This window comes from Kribbella sp. NBC_00359, from assembly GCF_036097425.1.
GTDB lineage: Bacteria > Actinomycetota > Actinomycetes > Propionibacteriales > Kribbellaceae > Kribbella.
Genome location: NZ_CP107975.1, coordinates 1,593,123 through 1,608,829, shown reverse-complemented (window position 1 = coordinate 1,608,829; position 15,707 = coordinate 1,593,123). Strand labels below are relative to the sequence as shown.

17 protein-coding genes are annotated in these 15,707 nt (G+C 69.4%); 10 read left to right on the top strand and 7 right to left on the bottom strand.

Going from position 1 to position 15,707, the window contains the following annotated elements:
- Position 1: 1 nt before the first annotated feature.
- From OG876_RS07770 to OG876_RS07760, 3 genes are read right to left on the bottom strand one after another with little or no spacing between them, the layout of a single operon-like run.
- Positions 2-1,516 carry a tripartite tricarboxylate transporter permease gene (locus OG876_RS07770; RefSeq protein WP_328524100.1) on the bottom strand — a complete coding sequence of 505 codons (1,515 nt, stop codon included), beginning with the start codon at positions 1,514-1,516 and terminating at the stop codon, positions 2-4.
- Complete coding sequence (locus tag OG876_RS07765) at positions 1,516-2,028, bottom strand: tripartite tricarboxylate transporter TctB family protein (protein WP_328524099.1); 513 nt, start codon at positions 2,026-2,028, stop codon at positions 1,516-1,518. Before OG876_RS07765 ends, OG876_RS07770 begins: the two co-directional genes overlap by 1 nt.
- Positions 2,025-3,026, bottom strand: a complete 1,002-nt coding sequence (locus OG876_RS07760; RefSeq protein ID WP_328524098.1) for a Bug family tripartite tricarboxylate transporter substrate binding protein — start codon at positions 3,024-3,026, stop codon at positions 2,025-2,027. Before OG876_RS07760 ends, OG876_RS07765 begins: the two co-directional genes overlap by 4 nt.
- Positions 3,027-3,187: 161 nt before the next feature.
- Here OG876_RS07760 and OG876_RS07755 point away from each other — a divergent pair, with 161 nt between their 5' ends.
- The 5 genes from OG876_RS07755 (at position 3,188) to OG876_RS07735 (ending at position 7,194) form a co-directional block, all read left to right on the top strand.
- A complete protein-coding gene (locus tag OG876_RS07755) occupies positions 3,188-4,834 on the top strand; it encodes a sensor histidine kinase (protein WP_328524097.1) in 1,647 nt (548 codons plus the stop codon).
- Positions 4,831-5,496, top strand: coding sequence for a response regulator (locus OG876_RS07750; RefSeq protein WP_328524096.1), 666 nt, complete (start codon positions 4,831-4,833; stop codon positions 5,494-5,496). The genes OG876_RS07755 and OG876_RS07750 overlap by 4 nt, the downstream gene beginning before the upstream one ends.
- 10 nt (positions 5,497-5,506) lie before the next feature.
- Positions 5,507-6,028 carry a gamma carbonic anhydrase family protein gene (locus tag OG876_RS07745; protein WP_328524095.1) on the top strand — a complete coding sequence of 174 codons (522 nt, stop codon included), beginning with the start codon at positions 5,507-5,509 and terminating at the stop codon, positions 6,026-6,028.
- Positions 6,025-6,753: an HD domain-containing protein gene (locus tag OG876_RS07740; RefSeq protein WP_328524094.1), complete on the top strand. Its 729-nt coding sequence runs from the start codon at positions 6,025-6,027 to the stop codon at positions 6,751-6,753. The genes OG876_RS07745 and OG876_RS07740 overlap by 4 nt, the downstream gene beginning before the upstream one ends.
- A 78-nt stretch (positions 6,754-6,831) precedes the next feature.
- Positions 6,832-7,194, top strand: coding sequence for a cupin domain-containing protein (locus OG876_RS07735; RefSeq protein ID WP_328524093.1), 363 nt, complete (start codon positions 6,832-6,834; stop codon positions 7,192-7,194).
- A 7-nt stretch (positions 7,195-7,201) separates the two neighbouring features.
- On the opposite strand, the gene OG876_RS07730 is transcribed toward OG876_RS07735, so the two are convergent.
- Positions 7,202-7,792 carry a TetR/AcrR family transcriptional regulator gene (locus OG876_RS07730; protein WP_328524092.1) on the bottom strand — a complete coding sequence of 197 codons (591 nt, stop codon included), beginning with the start codon at positions 7,790-7,792 and terminating at the stop codon, positions 7,202-7,204.
- Positions 7,793-7,878: 86 nt separating this feature from the next.
- Between OG876_RS07730 and OG876_RS07725 the strand changes: the two genes are divergently transcribed.
- Positions 7,879-9,258: an MFS transporter gene (locus tag OG876_RS07725; protein ID WP_328524091.1), complete on the top strand. Its 1,380-nt coding sequence runs from the start codon at positions 7,879-7,881 to the stop codon at positions 9,256-9,258.
- A 17-nt stretch (positions 9,259-9,275) separates the two neighbouring features.
- On the opposite strand, the gene OG876_RS07720 is transcribed toward OG876_RS07725, so the two are convergent.
- Positions 9,276-9,650 (bottom strand): DoxX family protein, encoded by a 375-nt coding sequence (locus OG876_RS07720; protein ID WP_328524090.1) that lies wholly within the window; start codon positions 9,648-9,650, stop codon positions 9,276-9,278.
- Between the two features lie 81 nt (positions 9,651-9,731).
- Here OG876_RS07720 and OG876_RS07715 point away from each other — a divergent pair, with 81 nt between their 5' ends.
- The gene (locus OG876_RS07715; RefSeq protein ID WP_328524089.1) at positions 9,732-10,613 is read left to right on the top strand and encodes a sigma-70 family RNA polymerase sigma factor; all 882 of its coding nucleotides are present in this window, start codon (positions 9,732-9,734) and stop codon (positions 10,611-10,613) included.
- 7 nt (positions 10,614-10,620) lie between these two features.
- Here the strand turns inward: OG876_RS07715 and OG876_RS07710 are convergent, their stop codons facing one another.
- Both OG876_RS07710 and OG876_RS07705 read right to left on the bottom strand, forming a co-directional pair.
- The gene (locus OG876_RS07710; protein WP_328524088.1) at positions 10,621-11,430 is read right to left on the bottom strand and encodes an SDR family NAD(P)-dependent oxidoreductase; all 810 of its coding nucleotides are present in this window, start codon (positions 11,428-11,430) and stop codon (positions 10,621-10,623) included.
- 13 nt (positions 11,431-11,443) lie between these two features.
- A complete protein-coding gene (locus OG876_RS07705; protein WP_328524087.1) occupies positions 11,444-12,781 on the bottom strand; it encodes an FAD-binding oxidoreductase in 1,338 nt (445 codons plus the stop codon).
- Positions 12,782-12,927: 146 nt separating this feature from the next.
- Here OG876_RS07705 and OG876_RS07700 point away from each other — a divergent pair, with 146 nt between their 5' ends.
- The 3 genes from OG876_RS07700 (at position 12,928) to OG876_RS07690 (ending at position 15,657) form a co-directional block, all read left to right on the top strand.
- Positions 12,928-13,860: an NAD-dependent epimerase/dehydratase family protein gene (locus OG876_RS07700; RefSeq protein ID WP_328524086.1), complete on the top strand. Its 933-nt coding sequence runs from the start codon at positions 12,928-12,930 to the stop codon at positions 13,858-13,860.
- Positions 13,857-14,780 carry an RNA polymerase sigma-70 factor gene (locus tag OG876_RS07695; protein ID WP_328524085.1) on the top strand — a complete coding sequence of 308 codons (924 nt, stop codon included), beginning with the start codon at positions 13,857-13,859 and terminating at the stop codon, positions 14,778-14,780. Before OG876_RS07700 ends, OG876_RS07695 begins: the two co-directional genes overlap by 4 nt.
- 163 nt (positions 14,781-14,943) lie before the next feature.
- Positions 14,944-15,657 carry a DUF4386 domain-containing protein gene (locus tag OG876_RS07690; protein WP_328524084.1) on the top strand — a complete coding sequence of 238 codons (714 nt, stop codon included), beginning with the start codon at positions 14,944-14,946 and terminating at the stop codon, positions 15,655-15,657.
- The last annotated feature ends 50 nt before the right edge of the window (positions 15,658-15,707 follow it).

Here is a 15,707-nt window from a genome sequence, read left to right as displayed (position 1 = left end):
CCTACTGTCCGGCCGTATATACGACATCTTTCGTCATGATTTTGCGGCGGAGCCCGGCGATCAGCGGCCAGGCCAGCATGGCCAGGATGACGGCGTAGATGAGGTAGGCGATCGGGCCGCCGATCAGGCCGGACGGGTCGCCGTTCGACAGCTGCAGGGACATCCGGGCCTGGCGCTCGGCGATCGGGCCGAGGATGACGCCGATGATCAGCGGCAGTACCGGCAGACCGAAGCGGCGCATCGCGAAACCGAGCAGGCCCAGCAGCAGGAGCAGCAGCAGGTCGAGCGGTTGCGCGTTCACGGCGTATGCACCCATCGAGGCGAAGAAGATGATCCCGGCGTAGAGGTACGGACGGGGGATCTGCAGGAGCTTCGCCCAGGCCGGTGCCAGCGGCAGGTTGAGCAGGAGCAGCATCAGGTTGCCGATGAAGAGACTGGCGATCAGCGCCCAGACCAGCTTCGGCTCGCGCTGGAAGAGCAGCGGCCCCGGCTGGATCCCGTACGACGTGAACGCCGCCAGCATCACCGCGGCAGTCGCGTTCGTCGGCAACCCGAGGGCCAGCATCGGCACCAGGGTCCCAGCGGCCGAGGCGTTGTTGGCTGCCTCCGGCCCGGCCACGCCCTCGATCGCGCCATGGCCGAACTCCTCCGGATGCCTGGAGAGCTTCTTCTCCGTCGCATACGAGAGGAACGTGGGGATCTCCGCACCACCGGCCGGCAGCGCCCCGATCGGGAACCCGTACGCCGTTCCGCGCAGCCATGGCCGCCACGAACGGCGCCAGTCCGAACGACCCATCCACGGTCGGCCGACCGGGATCACCGTGCCCGGGTTGCGGCGCAGGTGCGCGGCCACCCACAGCGCCTCGCCGACCGCGAAGATGCCGACGGCAACCACCACGACATCGATGCCGTCGGCAAGCTGCGGGATGCCGAAGGTGAGGCGCTCCTGGCCCGTCACCTTGTCGATCCCGACCAGGCCGATCACCAGTCCGAGCAGCAGCGCGGCGAAACCGCGGATCCGCGACGAGCCGAGCACCGACGTCGCGCCGGCGAACGCGAGCAGCATGATCGCCAGGTAGTCCGGCGCACCCAGGCTGATCGCGAACTTCACCACCTGCGGCGCCACCAGGACGAGCAGGACGGTCCCGATCGTGCCGGCCACGAAGGACCCGATCGCCGCCGTCGCCAGCGCCTGCGCGGCCCGGCCGGCCCGGGCCATCTTGTTGCCCTCGATCGCCGTCACCACCGACGACGACTCGCCCGGTGTGTTGAGCAGGATCGATGTCGTCGAGCCGCCGTACATGCCGCCGTAGAAGATGCCGGCGAACATGATGAACGCCTGCACCGGCTCCAGCCCGTACGTGATCGGCAGCAGCAGCGCGACCGTCATCGCCGGCCCGATCCCCGGCAGTACGCCGACCGCCGTACCGACCGTGACCCCGAGCAGTGCGAGCAGGAGGTTCAGCGGCGTCAGCACGTCGCCGAACCCGTTGAGCAGGTTCACCAGGTTGTCCATCAGAGGATCCCTTGCAGTACGCCGGCCGGAAGGTTGACGCCGAGGCCGATCGCGAAGGCGTAGAACGTGGTCAGCGACAACGCCGCCGCGATGAACAGATTGCGGATGTGATGCCGGCTGCCGAGCGCGAACGCCGAGCCCCAGAACAGCATGCCGCCGCTGATCACCCAGCCCAGCGGCTCGATCAGCGCCAGGTTGACCACGAACGCCCCGACCAGGAGCAGCACCGTCCGCCAGTCCACCGGTGAGGTCACGTCGATGTCCTCGCCGCCTTCGGCCTCCCCGGTCCCACCGCGGGCGACGTCGACGGCGTACAGGATCGCGATCAGCAGCAGGAGCGCGCCGAGCACGATCGGGACCGGCTTCGGCCCGATCGGGTCGTTGCTGTTGGCAATGTGCCGGATCCGGGCGGCGTCGGTGATCACCAGGACACCGACCACCGCCAGGAACCCACATACGCCGTACTGCGCCCGATCCCGCCGAGTCTCGACCTGAGGCTCGGCGGTGGTCATGCCGCGAGGCCCAGCTTGGTCAGGATGTCCGCGACCGCCTTGTCCTGGTCGGTGAGGAACTTCCCGAACTCGTCACCGGTGACGAACGCGTCGGTCCAGCCGTGCTTGGTCAGCTCGGCCTTCCACTCCGCCGAGTCGTGCATCTTCGTCAGCGCGTCGATCCAGACCGTCTTGTCCTCGGCGCTGATCTCCGGCGGCGCGACGATGCCACGCCAGTTGGTGAACACCAGGTCGATCCCGGACGACTTCAGCGTCGGCACGTCCTGCAGCGCCTCGACCGGCTGCTCACTCGTCACCGCGAGGACCCGCACCTGACCACTCTGCACCTGGTCCAGGAACTCGCCGAATCCGCTGGCCCCGAAGGCGATCTTGCTTCCCAGCAAGGCGGGGAGGAGCTCGCCGCCGCCGTCGTACGAGACGAAGTTGACGTCCTTCGGGTTGATGCCGACGGCCTGCGCGAGCTGCATCGGCAACAGGTGGTCGGGTCCGCCGGGCGACGAGCCGCCGCCGACCGCGAGCCCCTTCGGGTTCGCCTTCCAGGCGGTGACCAGGTCGCCGATCGTCTTGTACGGCGAGTCCTTCGGTACGACGATCGCGCCGGCCTCCTCGATCAGCTTGGCCAGCGGGGTGGTCTGGGTCAGTGTCGCCTTCGACTTCGACGTGTACGTCGCGCCGACCACGCCGAGCCCCATCTGCATGGCGAGCTTGCCGTTGCCCTTCTCGTTCACGGTCCGCTGCAGGCCGACCGTGCCGCCGGCGCCGGGCAGGTTGAAGACCTGCACGCCGGACGCGATCTTCGCGTCCTCCATCACCTTCGCGGCGACCCGGGCGGTGGTGTCGTACCCGCCGCCGGCCGCGTTCGGCACCATCAGCCGCAGGCCGGTCGCCGGTTTACCGTTGCCGGCGTCGGCGCTGTCTTTCTTGTCCGCGGTCGCGCCGCAGGCGGTCACGCTGAGCAGCGCGAGGAGTGCTGTGCCGGCAAAGAGCCTGGACCTCATCGGCGGGAGTCCTTTCGCGAGGGTTGTCTGGGCAGCGATCGTGGCCTTCCGGCGGGTGGACGTCTGCGTTGTGTCAGCAGCGGAGGTTGAGTTCATTGTGGTCACAGGCGGAATTCGGTTGAAGGGTGGCCCTCGGGTGCGGAACACGGTGATCATGCGGCATGGCGTTGAAACTGAGTAGGAGGCCGACTCTGGCCGGCCAGCTGCTGGTGCTGCAGCTGGCGATCGTGGTGGTGGTGCTGGTCGCCGTCGCCGCGGTCTCGCTCGCCCAGTCCGCCGCCACCTTCAACCGGGTCGAGGGCCGCCGGGTGACCGCGCTGGCCGAGCAGCTGTCCGGTAACCAGACGCTGCGGTTCGGTATCCGGCATCCGGCGCCGGCCGAGGTCCTCGCGCCGCTGCTCCAGACCACGCTGACCCAGTCCGGCGTCACGTCGATCACGGTCGCCGACGCGCAGGGCCGCGTGATCGCGGCGACCAACCCGACGTCGATCGGCAGCGCGCTGGTGCTGGGTGATGCCACCGTCGCGCAAGGTCGTGGCTGGTCGGGTGAGCTGCGCGTCGACGACGGGAAGGAGCTGGTCTCCCAGGTTCCGGTGCTCAGCGACGGCGTCGACGACGGGACGCTCGGCGATCACATCGGGACCGTGATGGTCGGTGAGCGGGCGCCGTCGATCTGGCAGCGGCTCCGCGGCGCATCGTCGTACCTGGCGATCTATCTGGGGATCGCGTGCGTGCTCGGGCTGCTCGGGTCGTGGCTGCTCGCGCGCCGGATCAAGCGGCAGACACTCGGACTCGAGCCGCGGGAGATCGCCGGGCTGGCCGAGCACCGCGAGGCCATGCTTTACGGGCTGGCCGAGGGGGTCGTGGCGCTGGATCCGCAGCTGCGCGTCACCTTGGTGAACGACGTCGGCCGGCGACTGCTCGACCTGCCGGAGAAGGCGGTGGGCAAGAGCCTGCGGGAGCTGGGGATCGAGGGCCGGCTGCGGGAGGTGCTGGCCGGGGAGCACGACGGTGACGAGGCCCGCGACGCGGTCGTCGTACGGCGGGGTCGCGTGCTGGTGATGAACCGGATGGACGTGCTGAAGGACGGGCGGTCGCTCGGATCGGTGACCACGCTGCGGGACCGGACCGAGCTGGCTCAGCTCGAGCGGGAGCTGGGGTCGTTCCGGAGTTCGGCCGAGTTGCTGCGGGCCCAGACGCACGAGTTCGCGAACCAGCTGCACACGATCTCCGGGCTGATCCAGATCGGGGAGTACGACGAGGTCGTCACGTACGTCGGTGCACTCAACCGCTATCGTGAGTCGCTCGACCTGACCGTGACCCGGCGGGTCCACGACACCGCGGTCGCCGCCCTGCTGATGGCGAAGTCCTCCGTCGCGGCCGAACGCCGCGTCGAGCTCCGGGTGTCCGAACGCACCACGCTGCTCCGGCTCGATCCGGAGCTGTCCGCCGACGTCGCGACCGTGATCGGCAACCTGGTCGACAACGCGATCGACGCTGCCGCCCACTCGGGGACGCCACTGTCTCCCGCCTGGGTCGAGGTCGAACTGCGGCAGGACGCCAGCAGCGTCGAGATTGTGGTCCGCGACTCCGGTCCGGGCATCGCGCCGGAGTTGGTGCAGGAGGTGTTCGCGCACGGGTTCACCACCAAGGCCGCGGCCGAGGGCGAACGCGGGATCGGGCTGGCGATGACCCGCCTGGTCTGCCGCCGCCGCGGCGGCGAGGTCGCGGTCACCAACACCGAGGACGGCGGTGCCGCATTCATCGCCCGGATGTCCGTCCAGCGCCTGCCCGAGGGAGCCCGATGATCACGGTCCTGGTCGTCGACGACGACTTCATGGTCGCCCGGATCCACCGCGGTTTCGTGGACCGGGTGGACGGCTTCGAAGTCGTCGGTACGGCGAACTCCGGTGAGCAGGCCCTGGACGCGCTGCGCGAACTGCGCCCCGACCTGGTGCTGCTGGATCTCTACCTGCCCGACGTGTTCGGGCTTGACCTGATCGGGCGGATGCGGACCGCGCAGCCGGACTGCGACATCCTGGTGATCACGGCGGCGCGCGAGGCCGACGCCGTACGAGGAGCTGTCCGGCAGGGTGTCGTCAACTATCTGCTGAAACCCTTCGGTTTCGAGGATCTGCGGTCGCGGCTGGAGGAGTACTCGCGGCGGCGGGCGAGCGTACCGGATCGGGTCACCAGCCAGGCCGATGTCGATCGCGTGCTGGCGCCGGCACGGTCCTCAGTGAACAGACTGCCGAAGGGGTTGAGTCAGGAGACCGCGGACCTGGTGGCCGCGGCGCTCCGGACCGCCGAGCGCAACCTGTCCGCCGCCGAGTGCGCCGAGAAGGTCGGCATCTCCCGGGTCAGCGCGCGCCGCTATCTGGAGTTCTTCTGTACTCGCGGCCAGGCCGACGTGGCCCTGCGCTACGGCACCACCGGGCGGCCCGAACGCCGGTACCGCTGGCGCGCGTAGGGTGCCGCGTATGCCGCTGTTTTCGTTTGAGGGAAAGAGCCCGAGCATTCACCCGGATGCCTGGATCGCGCCGACCGCGACGCTGGTCGGCGACGTCGTGGTCGAGGCGGGCGTCTCGATCTGGTACGGCGTGGTGATCCGGGCCGACCTGGGCACGATCACGATCCGGGCCGGGGCGAACATCCAGGACAACACCGTGATCCATGTCGGCAGCAACGGATGTGAGATCGGCCCGAACGCGACCGTCGGCCACCAGTGCCTGGTGCACGACTGCACGATCGGCGAACAGGCCCTGGTCGGCAACGGCGCGATCGTCCTGGACGGCGCGGTCGTCGGCGCACGATCCCTGATCGCGGCCGGGTCGACCGTGACGCCCGGCGCGGTGATCCCACCCGAATCCGTCGCCCTCGGCAGCCCCGCCAAGAAGATCGTCCCGCTCGAAGGTACGGCCAAGCTCTTCGTGGACCACAACGCCGCCGTCTACCACAACCTCGCCCAACGTCACGCCGCCACGGTCGAAGAGGTCGGATGAAACCTGGTGAGCTCGACCTGCGGGCCAAACTCCACTTCGCCCGCCAGGCAGTCCTGGCCCAGTTGACCGGCGCGCCGAGCCTGATCCGCGCACATCTGACCAACGGCCCGCGGACGCCGGCACTCCTGACCGACCGCGAGCCGCCGGACACACCGCTGACCCGTGACGTGCTCGAGTTGGCCCACGCGTCGTACGCCGAACCGCTGCTCGGCCACTGCCTGCGGACGTGGTTGTGGGGCGACCTGCTCGGCAGTCTTGACGGCATCACCCCGGACGCCGAACTCCTCTACGTCGCCTCGCTCCTGCACGACATCGCGCTGACCGACCGCTTCCGCCCGGACGAGTCGGTCGGGTGTTTCGCGGTCCACGGCGGCGAAGTCGCCCGCACGACGCTGACGTCACTCGGCGCGGATTCGTCGTACGCCGATGTGGTTGCCGAAGCGATCGCGTTGCACATGAACATCCGGCCCGGTGGCGGACCTGAGGCCCGCCTGCTCCAGGCCGGCGCCCACCTCGACGTCGGCGGCACCCGGGCAGGCGACCTGCCCCGGCAGACGATCCGCGAGGTGGTCGGCAGATACCCGCGGCACGGATTCCCCTCCTGCTTCGCGACCTCGATGCGCCGCGAAACCGCCGAACGGCCGAACTCACGAGCGGCCGTCCTCTGGCGCCTGGGGATGCGCCTGCCCATGGACCACAACCCCCTGGACCGCAACGTCTCCTAGGTCGGGGGAGCGGGACAAAGCAGTGGGAAAGGACCCGGTGCGAGGTTACGGTGGCAGCCTGACCGAGGGAGGGTACTCATGACCGAGATCGCGAACTCCGGCGCCGCGGTGATCAGCCGCGCGGACGGGCGGGACGACGGCGAGGACTGGACCGAGAACTACACCGAGCTTCCGGGCGGTGCGAACGTCTCGCTGATCCTCGAGTCCACCACGCAGGAAGGCGTCGGCCCCCGGCTGCACAAGCATCCGTACGCCGAGACCTTCATCATCCGGCGCGGTACGGCGACGTTCACCGTCGACACCGAGGAGATCGTCGGCAAGGCCGGCCAGATCCTCGTCGTCCCCGCCGACACCCCGCACAAGTTCCGCACCGGCCCCGGCGGCTACGAAGCCGTCCACATCCACGCCAACCCCACCTTCGAAACCATCTGGCTGGAGTAGTAGTTCGTCACCCGGGCACGCGTGTCCCGGGTGGGGTGAAGGCGGCCAGGAGGGTTGTGGTGATGTAGGGGGCGGCCTGGTCGGGGGTGATGCGGGCGGCGTGGATGTCGTCGGCGGCGCCGTGCATCACGTTGTGCATCACGCTGACCAGCCACGACGTGGGCAGGTCGGTGCGGAACACACCTTCTTTCCGGCCGCGCTCGATCAGTCGCTCCACCCGCGCCATCGGGTCCGCGTGCAACTCTCGCACCCGGCCGGGCGGGAGCGTGTCCTGCGCCGCGATCAGGAGTGAGCGATACCGGTCGACCAGCTGCCAGCTGGACTCGGTCAGCCGGGCCAGCGCCGCGCGCGGATCGCCGCTCAGGTCGACCTGCCCGAGCGACTCCTCGCCGCTCTCGATGGCATGCACGAACACCGCGTCGACGAGGTCGCTCCGGGCCGGGAAATGCCCGTAGAGCGTGACCCGCCCGACGCCGGCCGCCTTCGCGATCTCGCTCGTACTCGCGGCCGGATCGCGGCTCAGGCACTCCGTCGCCGCGGCCACGATCGCGGCGATGTTCCGCTGCGCGTCCGCCCGCTTGCCGGTGGTCTGCGCCATCCACACTCCTCTTGTCGAACACCGCTGTACGAGTTACTGTACTCGAATTAACCTGAACAGCACTGTTCGACTTAAGGACTCTCATCATGGAAGAACCCGACCCGCGGCGGTGGCGGCTGCTGGGCCTGCTCGCCGTCGCGCAGTTCATGCTGATCCTGGACGTGACCGTGGTGGCGATCGCGCTGCCCAACATCGAGACCGACCTCGGCCTGCAGCGCGAGACCCTGACCTGGGTGGTCAGCGCGTACACGCTGATGTTCGGCGGCCTGATGCTGCTCGGCGGTCGCGCGGCCGACCTGTTCGGCTCCCGCCGCGTCGTACTGTCCGGCCTGTTCGTCTTCACCCTCGCTTCGCTGGCGACCGGTCTCGCGAACGGTCCCGAGCTGCTGCTCGCCGGCCGCGTCGCCCAGGGCATCGGCGCCGCGATGCTGTCTCCGGCCGCGCTGTCGGTGGTGACCAAGACCTTCGACGGCGAGGAGCGGAACAAGGCACTCGGCATCTGGTCCGCGATGGGCGGTGGCGGCTCGGCGATCGGCGTACTGCTCGGTGGCTTGCTGACCGCCGGCCCGGGATGGCAGTGGGTGTTCTACCTGAACGTGCCGATCGGCGTGATCGTGTTCGCCGTCCTGCTCCGGATGCTGCCGGCCGACCGTCCGGCCGCGAGTACCGGCCGGCTCGACGTACCGGGTGCTCTGCTGGTCACGGCCGGCACCGGTACGGCGATCTACGCGCTGATCAACGCCGGCGATCGCGGCTGGCTCTCAGCCGCGACGCTCGGCACCCTGGCCGCCGCGATCGTCCTGTACGGCGTCTTCGCTTGGGTGCAGCGGTCCGTCCGATCGCCGCTGATGGACCTGCGCATCTTCACCCGTCGACCGGTTGTCGCAGGCATCTTCATGATCCTGGTCGCGACCGCTTTGATGATCGCGACCTTCTTCCTCGGCTCTTTCTACCTGCAGCACTTCGAGCAGTACGGCGCTCTCCGCACCGGACTGTTGTTCCTGCCAGTCGCGCTGGCCGCGATCGTCGGGGCGCAGGTCGCCGGCCGGCTCGTGGGGCACCTCGGCGCCCGTGCGGTCGCGTTGACCGGTTTCGCGATCTCGGCGGTAGGGATGGCCATCCCCGCTATCTGGGAGGGTGCTGCCGTGATCGTGACCGGGATGACCGTCAGCACCGTCGGGCTGGGTGCGGCGTTCGTCGCGGCCTCGACGACGACGTTCGCGCAGATCGACCACCGCGAGGCCGGGCTCGCGTCCGGGCTGCTCAGCACCTTCCACGAGTTCGGCGCGTCGGTCGGGGTGGCGGTGGTGTCGAGTGTCGCTGCTGCCAGTCTGGCCGGGACGGTCAGCACCGGGTTCACCCGTGGGTTCACGTTCGCCGCGATCACTGCCGTGGTTGCGGGCGTCCTCGCGCTGGTCGTCGTACCCACCTTCAAGCCCGCGACAGGACCGGTCCACGCCCACTGAGTTAGGCGACTGATTGGTCAGCTGAAGGAGGCGAAGCGGCCGCAAGCTACGAAGATGATCAGGGCCAGGTAGGTCAGGTTCAGGACCATGTGCTTGAACTCCTGGCGGCGGAACTCCACGGTGGCCGCGCCGGTCATGATCACGGCCAGGCCGAGGGCCGCCAGCGGGACCAGGATCGGTCCGATGTCGAGCGCCGCGGGCAGGATCAGGCCGGCGGCGCCGACGATCTCGACCGCTCCGAGCGTCTTGACGAAGCTGCCGCTGAAGTCCAGGACCCATCCGCCGCCAGGCGCCTTGGCCAGCTTCTGCCGCGGGATGAACAGCTTGTTCGCGCCGGCGATCAGGAAGACTGCGGCCAGGAGACCGGCAATGATCCACAGGGCGATGTTCATGAGAGTGCTCCTCGATCGGTTACCTCGGCCCTTCCGGGCTCGTCACTCTCATGACGGACCATGCTGGAGGAAGGTAACGACATGACGGGAACCGGCCCGGATGATGCGGTGGCGGGTGCCTTCGAGGAGCAGCGTGGGCGCCTGGTGGCGGTCGCCTACCGGATGCTCGGGTCGCGGGCGGACGCCGAGGACGCGGTGCAGGAGGCCTGGCTGCGGCTCGCCCGCCAGGACCCGGCCGCGATCGACAACCTCGGCGGCTGGCTGACCACCGTGGTGGGCCGGGTCTGCATCGACATGCTGCGTTCGCGCAAGGCCCGGCCCGAGGCGTCGTACGACGACCAGCTGCCTGAACTCGTCGTGACCGAGCACGACGGCGGTGCGCCGGAGGAGGGCGCGCTGCTCGCCGAGTCGGTCGGGCTGGCACTGCTGATGGTGCTCGACTCCCTCGGTCCCGCCGAGCGGCTGGCGTTCGTGCTGCACGACATGTTCGCGGTGCCGTTCGAGGAGATCGGCCAGATCCTCGGCAAGTCCGCGAACGCGTCCAAGATGCTCGCCAGCCGAGCCCGCCGGAAGGTCCAGGGCACACCCCGTCCGACCAACGAACGGCAGCAGCAGCGCGCGGTCGTCGATGCCTTCATCACGGCAGCGCGGGAAGGCGACTTCGACGGCCTCCTGCGGGTGCTCGACCCGGAGGTGACGTGGCGGACCTACAGCTCGCGAGGCGTGACCGTCCGGCTGGGAGCGACCGAGGTGGCCGCCATGGCCCAGCGCGGCGCCCGGGCCACAGTGACCGCCACCCCGGTCCTCGTCAACGGCGACCCCGGGGTTGTTGCATGGGATCCGAACGGCCGGCCGGTGGGCGTGATGGCGTGCACCGTGGTCGACGGCCGGATCGTCGACATCCTGTCGATCCGCGACCCGGAACGCCTCGCGTCCATGGACCTTCCGGGCCGCCCCGACTGAGCCTGCTTCAGACTCCTTGCCCCTCCGCCGCGAGGTCCTGCCAGTCGGACCACAGCTCGAGGCGCTCGGCGTACGTCTGCTGGAGCATCGGGTAGCCCTGGGTGCCGAAGAACACGCGCAGCGGCGGGTTGGCGGCATCCGCGAGCGTGAGGATCGCGCGACCCGCGGCGGCCGGGTCGGCAGCCTCGAGGGTCTTCGTGAGCGAAGCGAAGCTCTCGCGGAGATCGGCGTACAGCGGATTGACCTCGGCGTGAACGGCGCCGGCACTGCCTTCGGTGGCGTAGAAGCCGGGCTCGACGATGGTCACCTTGACGCCGAAGGCGGCGACCTCCTGCTGGAGGGACTCACTCAGGCCCTCCAGCGCCCACTTGGAGGCGTGGTACCCGCCGCCGAGCGCCATCGCGGTCAGTCCGCCGACGGACGAGATCTGGATGATGTGCCCACCGCCTTGCGCGCGGAGGATCGGCAGCGCGGCCTGGGTGACCCACAGCGGGCCGAACAAGTTGGTCTCCAGCACGTCGCGCAGTTGCTGTTCGGTGAGCTCCTCGACCGCACTGAGCACGCCGTAGCCCGCGTTGTTCACGATCACGTCGAGACGGCCGAAGTGTTCCTTGGCCTGCTCCACGCTCTCGAAGACTGCGGCCTTGTCGGTCACGTCCACGGCGAGCGGGAGTACGGCGTCGCCGTACGCCGTGAGCAGGTCCTCGGGGGGTTTCCGCGAGGTGGCGGCCACCCTGTCACCACGGGACAGGGCGGCCTCGACGAAGGCGCGGCCCAGGCCGCGCGACGAACCGGTGACGAACCAGACCTTGCTCATGACGCTCCTTCGCTCACGGCCGGACGTTGTGGTTGCGGGTGAACAGGTTGCCGGGGTCGTACTCGCGCTTGACCGCCGCCAGCCGCTCGTAGGTCTCCGCCGGGTAGACGGCGGCGACGTCGTCCTCGGTGGCGGACGCGAGGAAGTTCGCGTACGCGCCGGTGGCGTGCGGGGCGAGTCGTGCCCAGATCGCTTCCAGGGCAGGCCGACCGGCCTCGATGACCGGCGCCGGACCGATCGTGGTGGTCACGAACATCAACTCCGCTTGGCGATGTGCGTACGCCGTGGCGTCGTCAGGGACCCGGGACACCGCACCACCGACGCTGCGGACGGAGATCACCGGCGGGTGTTCCGACGCCCCGACCTCGGCCAGGATCCGGAGGACGTCGGGGACGGATTCCTTGTCGGCAAAGGCGCTTCGGGTGACCAGCTGGATGCCGGGCGGCGGGACCGCGCCGTCCTCGAGCACGTCGGCGTACGGCTTCAGTACGACGTCGTCGGCGATCACGGTGCCGAGCCGGCGGATCGGGTCGAGGGCCTCGGCGGCACGGTCCGCGTCGTCGCTGTCGAAGGCGACGACGACGTCGACCGGCGCGTTGGGCCCGCCGAGGAACGGGTTGGCGAAGTTCACGATCGAGGTGAGCTCTTCGGGGGCGGTGCGCAGGTAGTCAGCCCAGCCCTGGAGCACCTCGGCCGCCTCCGCCGCCGGGAATGCGATCTTGCCGTGGAAGACGTCGGTGGTCAGGTGTGCCGCGAACTCGAACGCGGTCACGATGCCGAAGTTGCCGCCGCCACCGCGCAGCGCCCAGAACAACTCCGGGTTCTCTTCCGCGGTCGCGCGTACGACGTCTCCGTCAGCCGTGACCACCTCGGCGGCGACGACGTTGTCCAACGCCAGGCCGTACTTCCGGACCTTCCACCCGAGGCCGCCGCTCAGCGTCAGTCCACCGACGCCGACGCTCCTGGTGTCGCCGGAGGAGATCGCGAGGGAGTGCGGCGCCAGGGCCGCCGTGACCTGTCCCCAGGTGGCTCCGCCGCCGATCCGGACGAGGTGACGGTCCTTGTCGATGACCTCGACGGCCGCAAGTTTGCCGAGGTCGATCACGACCCCGTCGTCGTTCGTACCGAAGCCCGCGAAGGCATGGCCGCCGCCGCGCACGGACAGTTCGAGCCCGGTGTCGGCCGCGAATCGGACGGCCGCTTGCACGTCCGCGACGCTCCCGGGCCGAACGACGTACGCCGGACTGCCCGGCGCCAGGATCGAGCCACTGGTTGCTGCGTACTCCGCGTCACCCGGTTCGATGATGTCGCCGCCGAACTCGCGGCGCAGGGTTTCCACTGCTGAATTCATGATGGTCCTCGTCTTGTTGCTGGCGTACCGAATACACACAAGACGCCGCCGACGCGGACGGTGTGACGTGACGAAGGACACGTCACAGCCCGCCGAGCTGTCTCGTCTCGGGGTGAGAGACCACTGTTGATCGGAAGGTGAATGTCATGAGGGTGTTCGTGGCCGGCGGGAGCGGAGTGCTCGGGCGGCGACTGGTACCGCAGTTGGTGGCCCGGGGGCACCAGGTAACGGCGACAACGACGAGCTCGGCCAAGCTAGAGGTGCTGGAGCACCTCGGCGCCGAGGCGGTCGTGATGGACGGGTTGGACGCGGCGGCGGTCGGTGAGGCGGTCGCCAAGGCGCAGCCGGAGGTGATCGTGCACCAGATGACTGCGATCTCGGCGGCGCACGCGGGCAAGCCCGATATGAAGCACATGGATCGGTGGTTCGCCGGCACCAACCGGCTGCGTACCGAGGGGACGGATCATCTGCTCGCCGCCGCGGAGGCGACCGGCGTGACCCATTTCGTTGCGCAGGGCTACGGTGCCTGGAACGGCCGCCGCGAAGGCGGCTGGGTGAAGACCGAGCAGGACCCGGTGGACCCGATGACCGGTACGCCGGCGGAGCCTGGGATGAAGGCGATCAGCCATGTCGAGGACGTGGTCGTCAAGGCCGGGGGCGCCGTGTTGCGGTACGGCTGGTTCTACGGGCCGGGCGCCAACGACGACCTGGTCGAGCCGGTGCGCAAGCGCCAGTTCCCGGTGGTCGGGAGTGGCGCCGGGTACTGCTCGTGGGTGCATCTGGACGACGCGGCGAGCGCTACTGTGCTGGCTGTGGAGCTAGGGGCGAAGGGTGTGTTCGACATCGTCGACGACGACCCGGCGCCGGCCAGCGAGTGGCTGCCCTATCTGGCATCGGTCGCCGGCGCCAAGCGCCCGATGCGAGTCCCCGTCTGGCTCGCCCGTCCACTGGCCGGGGAGGTCGCGGTGACGATGATGACCGAGGGCCGCGGGTTCTCCAACGCCAAGGCCAAGCGGGAGCTCGGCTGGGAGCTGCGCTACCCGTCGTGGCGGCAGGGTTTCAAGGCCGAGCTGGCATGACTCGCGCCGAGGAGTTCGAGCAGCTGCGGCCGCTGCTGTTCTCGATCGCGTACCGGATCCTGGGCAGCGTGAGTGAGGCCGAGGACGCGGTCCAGGACACCTGGCTGCGCTGGGACGCCTCGCCGACGCCACCGGCCTCGGCGAAGGCGTTCCTGGCGGCCGTGGTGACCCGGATCTCGATCGACGTACTCCGCTCGGCCCGCGTACGGCGGGAGCACTACGTGGGGCCGTGGTTCCCGGAGCCGCTGCTGACCGATCCCTATCAGGATCCGGAGCGGTCGGCGGAGCTGGCCGACTCGCTGTCGATGGCGGCGCTGCTCCTGCTCGAACGACTCAGCCCGCTCGAGCGTGCGGTCTTCGTGTTGCGCGAGGTGTTCGGGTTCGACTACCCCGAGATCGCGTCGGCCGTGGACCGGTCCCAGGCCGCCTGCCGCCAGATCGCCGTCCGGGCTCGCCGCCACATGGACGAGGGCCGGCCTCGCTTCGCGGCGGACCAGGCCGAACGCGAGGAACTCGCCGAGCGGTTCTTCGACGCGGTCCGCGACGGGGACGTCGACGGACTGCGGGAGCTTCTCGCGGCCGACGTACAGATGGTCAGTGACAGCGGCGGCAAGGCCCCGAACTGGGGCACCGGCATCTCCGGTGCCGCGAACGTGGCCCGCACGGTCGCTGCCCTCATCGCGCCGTTCGCCCACATCGGCGGAGTTGTGGAGCCACACCAGCTGAACGGCCAGCCGGGCGCCATCTTCCGCGACCGCGACGGCAAGGTCCTCAACACCTGGACGCTCGACATCCTCGAGGGCCGGATCCAGACGATCCGCACCGTCCTCAATCCCGACAAGCTGGCCCACATGGGTCCGGTCGCGGACGCCTGGTCAGTAGTCCGCGAGGCAACCCACTCGCGCCGCCGTACCACCTGACCTGGCCACTAAGGATAGGCGTTGACAAGGAGTGGTCACGCGAGGATGGTGAGCGGCACAGTGCGTATGCGGGTGGTGGACCCAAGCCTGTTCGTCGCAGACACCTATGAGTGGCCCGGGGGCTGCTGCAGGGGGCCGTACTCGCATGGCGAACATGAGTGCAATGAGACGTACCGCGCTGGTCGCGGGCGTGTTCTTCCTGGGCACCGAGGTCACGTCGATCCCGGCGCTGCTGCTCTACCAGCCCGTTCTACGCGACGGCAATTACCTTGCCGGGGCTGATGCCGACAACCGCGTGTTGCTGGGCGGACTCCTCGAGCTGTTACTGGTCGTCACCGTCATCGGCACCGCGGTGACGCTGTATCCGGTCGTCAAGCGGCAGAACCACAGCATCGCGCTCGGCTACGTCTGCGGCCGGCTTCTGGAGGCCGCGATCATCGTCGTCGGCGCCGTCAGCGTCCTCACGGTCGTGACGCTCAGGCAGGACCTGGCCGGTACGGCGGACAGCGGCGGTGCCGGTGTCGCCGCCGTCGAGAAGTCCCTGGTGGCGATCCACGACTGGACCTTCCTGATCGGGCCGAGCTGGATCCTGGGAATCAACAGCTTCCTGCTGGCGTATCTGATGTATCGAATGGACCTGGTGCCGCGGGCCATCACAGTGCTGGGGATGGCCGGAGGCGCGCTGGTGTGTGCGTCGGCGACCGCGATGCTGTTCGGGGTCTATGGGCAGGGCACCCACACAGTGCTGGCGCTCCCGGTGTTCGCGTGGGAGGTCAGCGTGGCCATCTGGATGATCGCGAAGGGCTTCAAGCCGTCGGCGATCGCCGCGATCAGCTCCCCCGAGGCCGAAGGAAAGACACCGCTGCCGCTCAGCTGAGCAGCAGCCGGCGAGGGTGGATCCCCACTCTCCTTGAGCAAGTCCGCTGG

Coding starts and splice junctions, on each gene's coding strand:
- OG876_RS07740 (WP_328524094.1), top strand. CDS start 6,025: ATGAAACCTGGTGAGCTCGACCTGCGGGCCAAACTCCACTTCGCCCGC.
- OG876_RS07715 (WP_328524089.1), top strand. CDS start 9,732: ATGACGGGAACCGGCCCGGATGATGCGGTGGCGGGTGCCTTCGAGGAG.
- OG876_RS07730 (WP_328524092.1), bottom strand. CDS start 7,792: ATGGCGCAGACCACCGGCAAGCGGGCGGACGCGCAGCGGAACATCGCC.
- OG876_RS07760 (WP_328524098.1), bottom strand. CDS start 3,026: ATGAGGTCCAGGCTCTTTGCCGGCACAGCACTCCTCGCGCTGCTCAGC.
- OG876_RS07750 (WP_328524096.1), top strand. CDS start 4,831: ATGATCACGGTCCTGGTCGTCGACGACGACTTCATGGTCGCCCGGATC.
- OG876_RS07765 (WP_328524099.1), bottom strand. CDS start 2,028: ATGACCACCGCCGAGCCTCAGGTCGAGACTCGGCGGGATCGGGCGCAG.
- OG876_RS07695 (WP_328524085.1), top strand. CDS start 13,857: ATGACTCGCGCCGAGGAGTTCGAGCAGCTGCGGCCGCTGCTGTTCTCG.
- OG876_RS07720 (WP_328524090.1), bottom strand. CDS start 9,650: ATGAACATCGCCCTGTGGATCATTGCCGGTCTCCTGGCCGCAGTCTTC.
- OG876_RS07770 (WP_328524100.1), bottom strand. CDS start 1,516: ATGGACAACCTGGTGAACCTGCTCAACGGGTTCGGCGACGTGCTGACG.
- OG876_RS07700 (WP_328524086.1), top strand. CDS start 12,928: ATGAGGGTGTTCGTGGCCGGCGGGAGCGGAGTGCTCGGGCGGCGACTG.
- OG876_RS07710 (WP_328524088.1), bottom strand. CDS start 11,430: ATGAGCAAGGTCTGGTTCGTCACCGGTTCGTCGCGCGGCCTGGGCCGC.
- OG876_RS07755 (WP_328524097.1), top strand. CDS start 3,188: ATGGCGTTGAAACTGAGTAGGAGGCCGACTCTGGCCGGCCAGCTGCTG.
- OG876_RS07705 (WP_328524087.1), bottom strand. CDS start 12,781: ATGAATTCAGCAGTGGAAACCCTGCGCCGCGAGTTCGGCGGCGACATC.
- OG876_RS07745 (WP_328524095.1), top strand. CDS start 5,507: ATGCCGCTGTTTTCGTTTGAGGGAAAGAGCCCGAGCATTCACCCGGAT.
- OG876_RS07725 (WP_328524091.1), top strand. CDS start 7,879: ATGGAAGAACCCGACCCGCGGCGGTGGCGGCTGCTGGGCCTGCTCGCC.
- OG876_RS07735 (WP_328524093.1), top strand. CDS start 6,832: ATGACCGAGATCGCGAACTCCGGCGCCGCGGTGATCAGCCGCGCGGAC.
- OG876_RS07690 (WP_328524084.1), top strand. CDS start 14,944: ATGAGACGTACCGCGCTGGTCGCGGGCGTGTTCTTCCTGGGCACCGAG.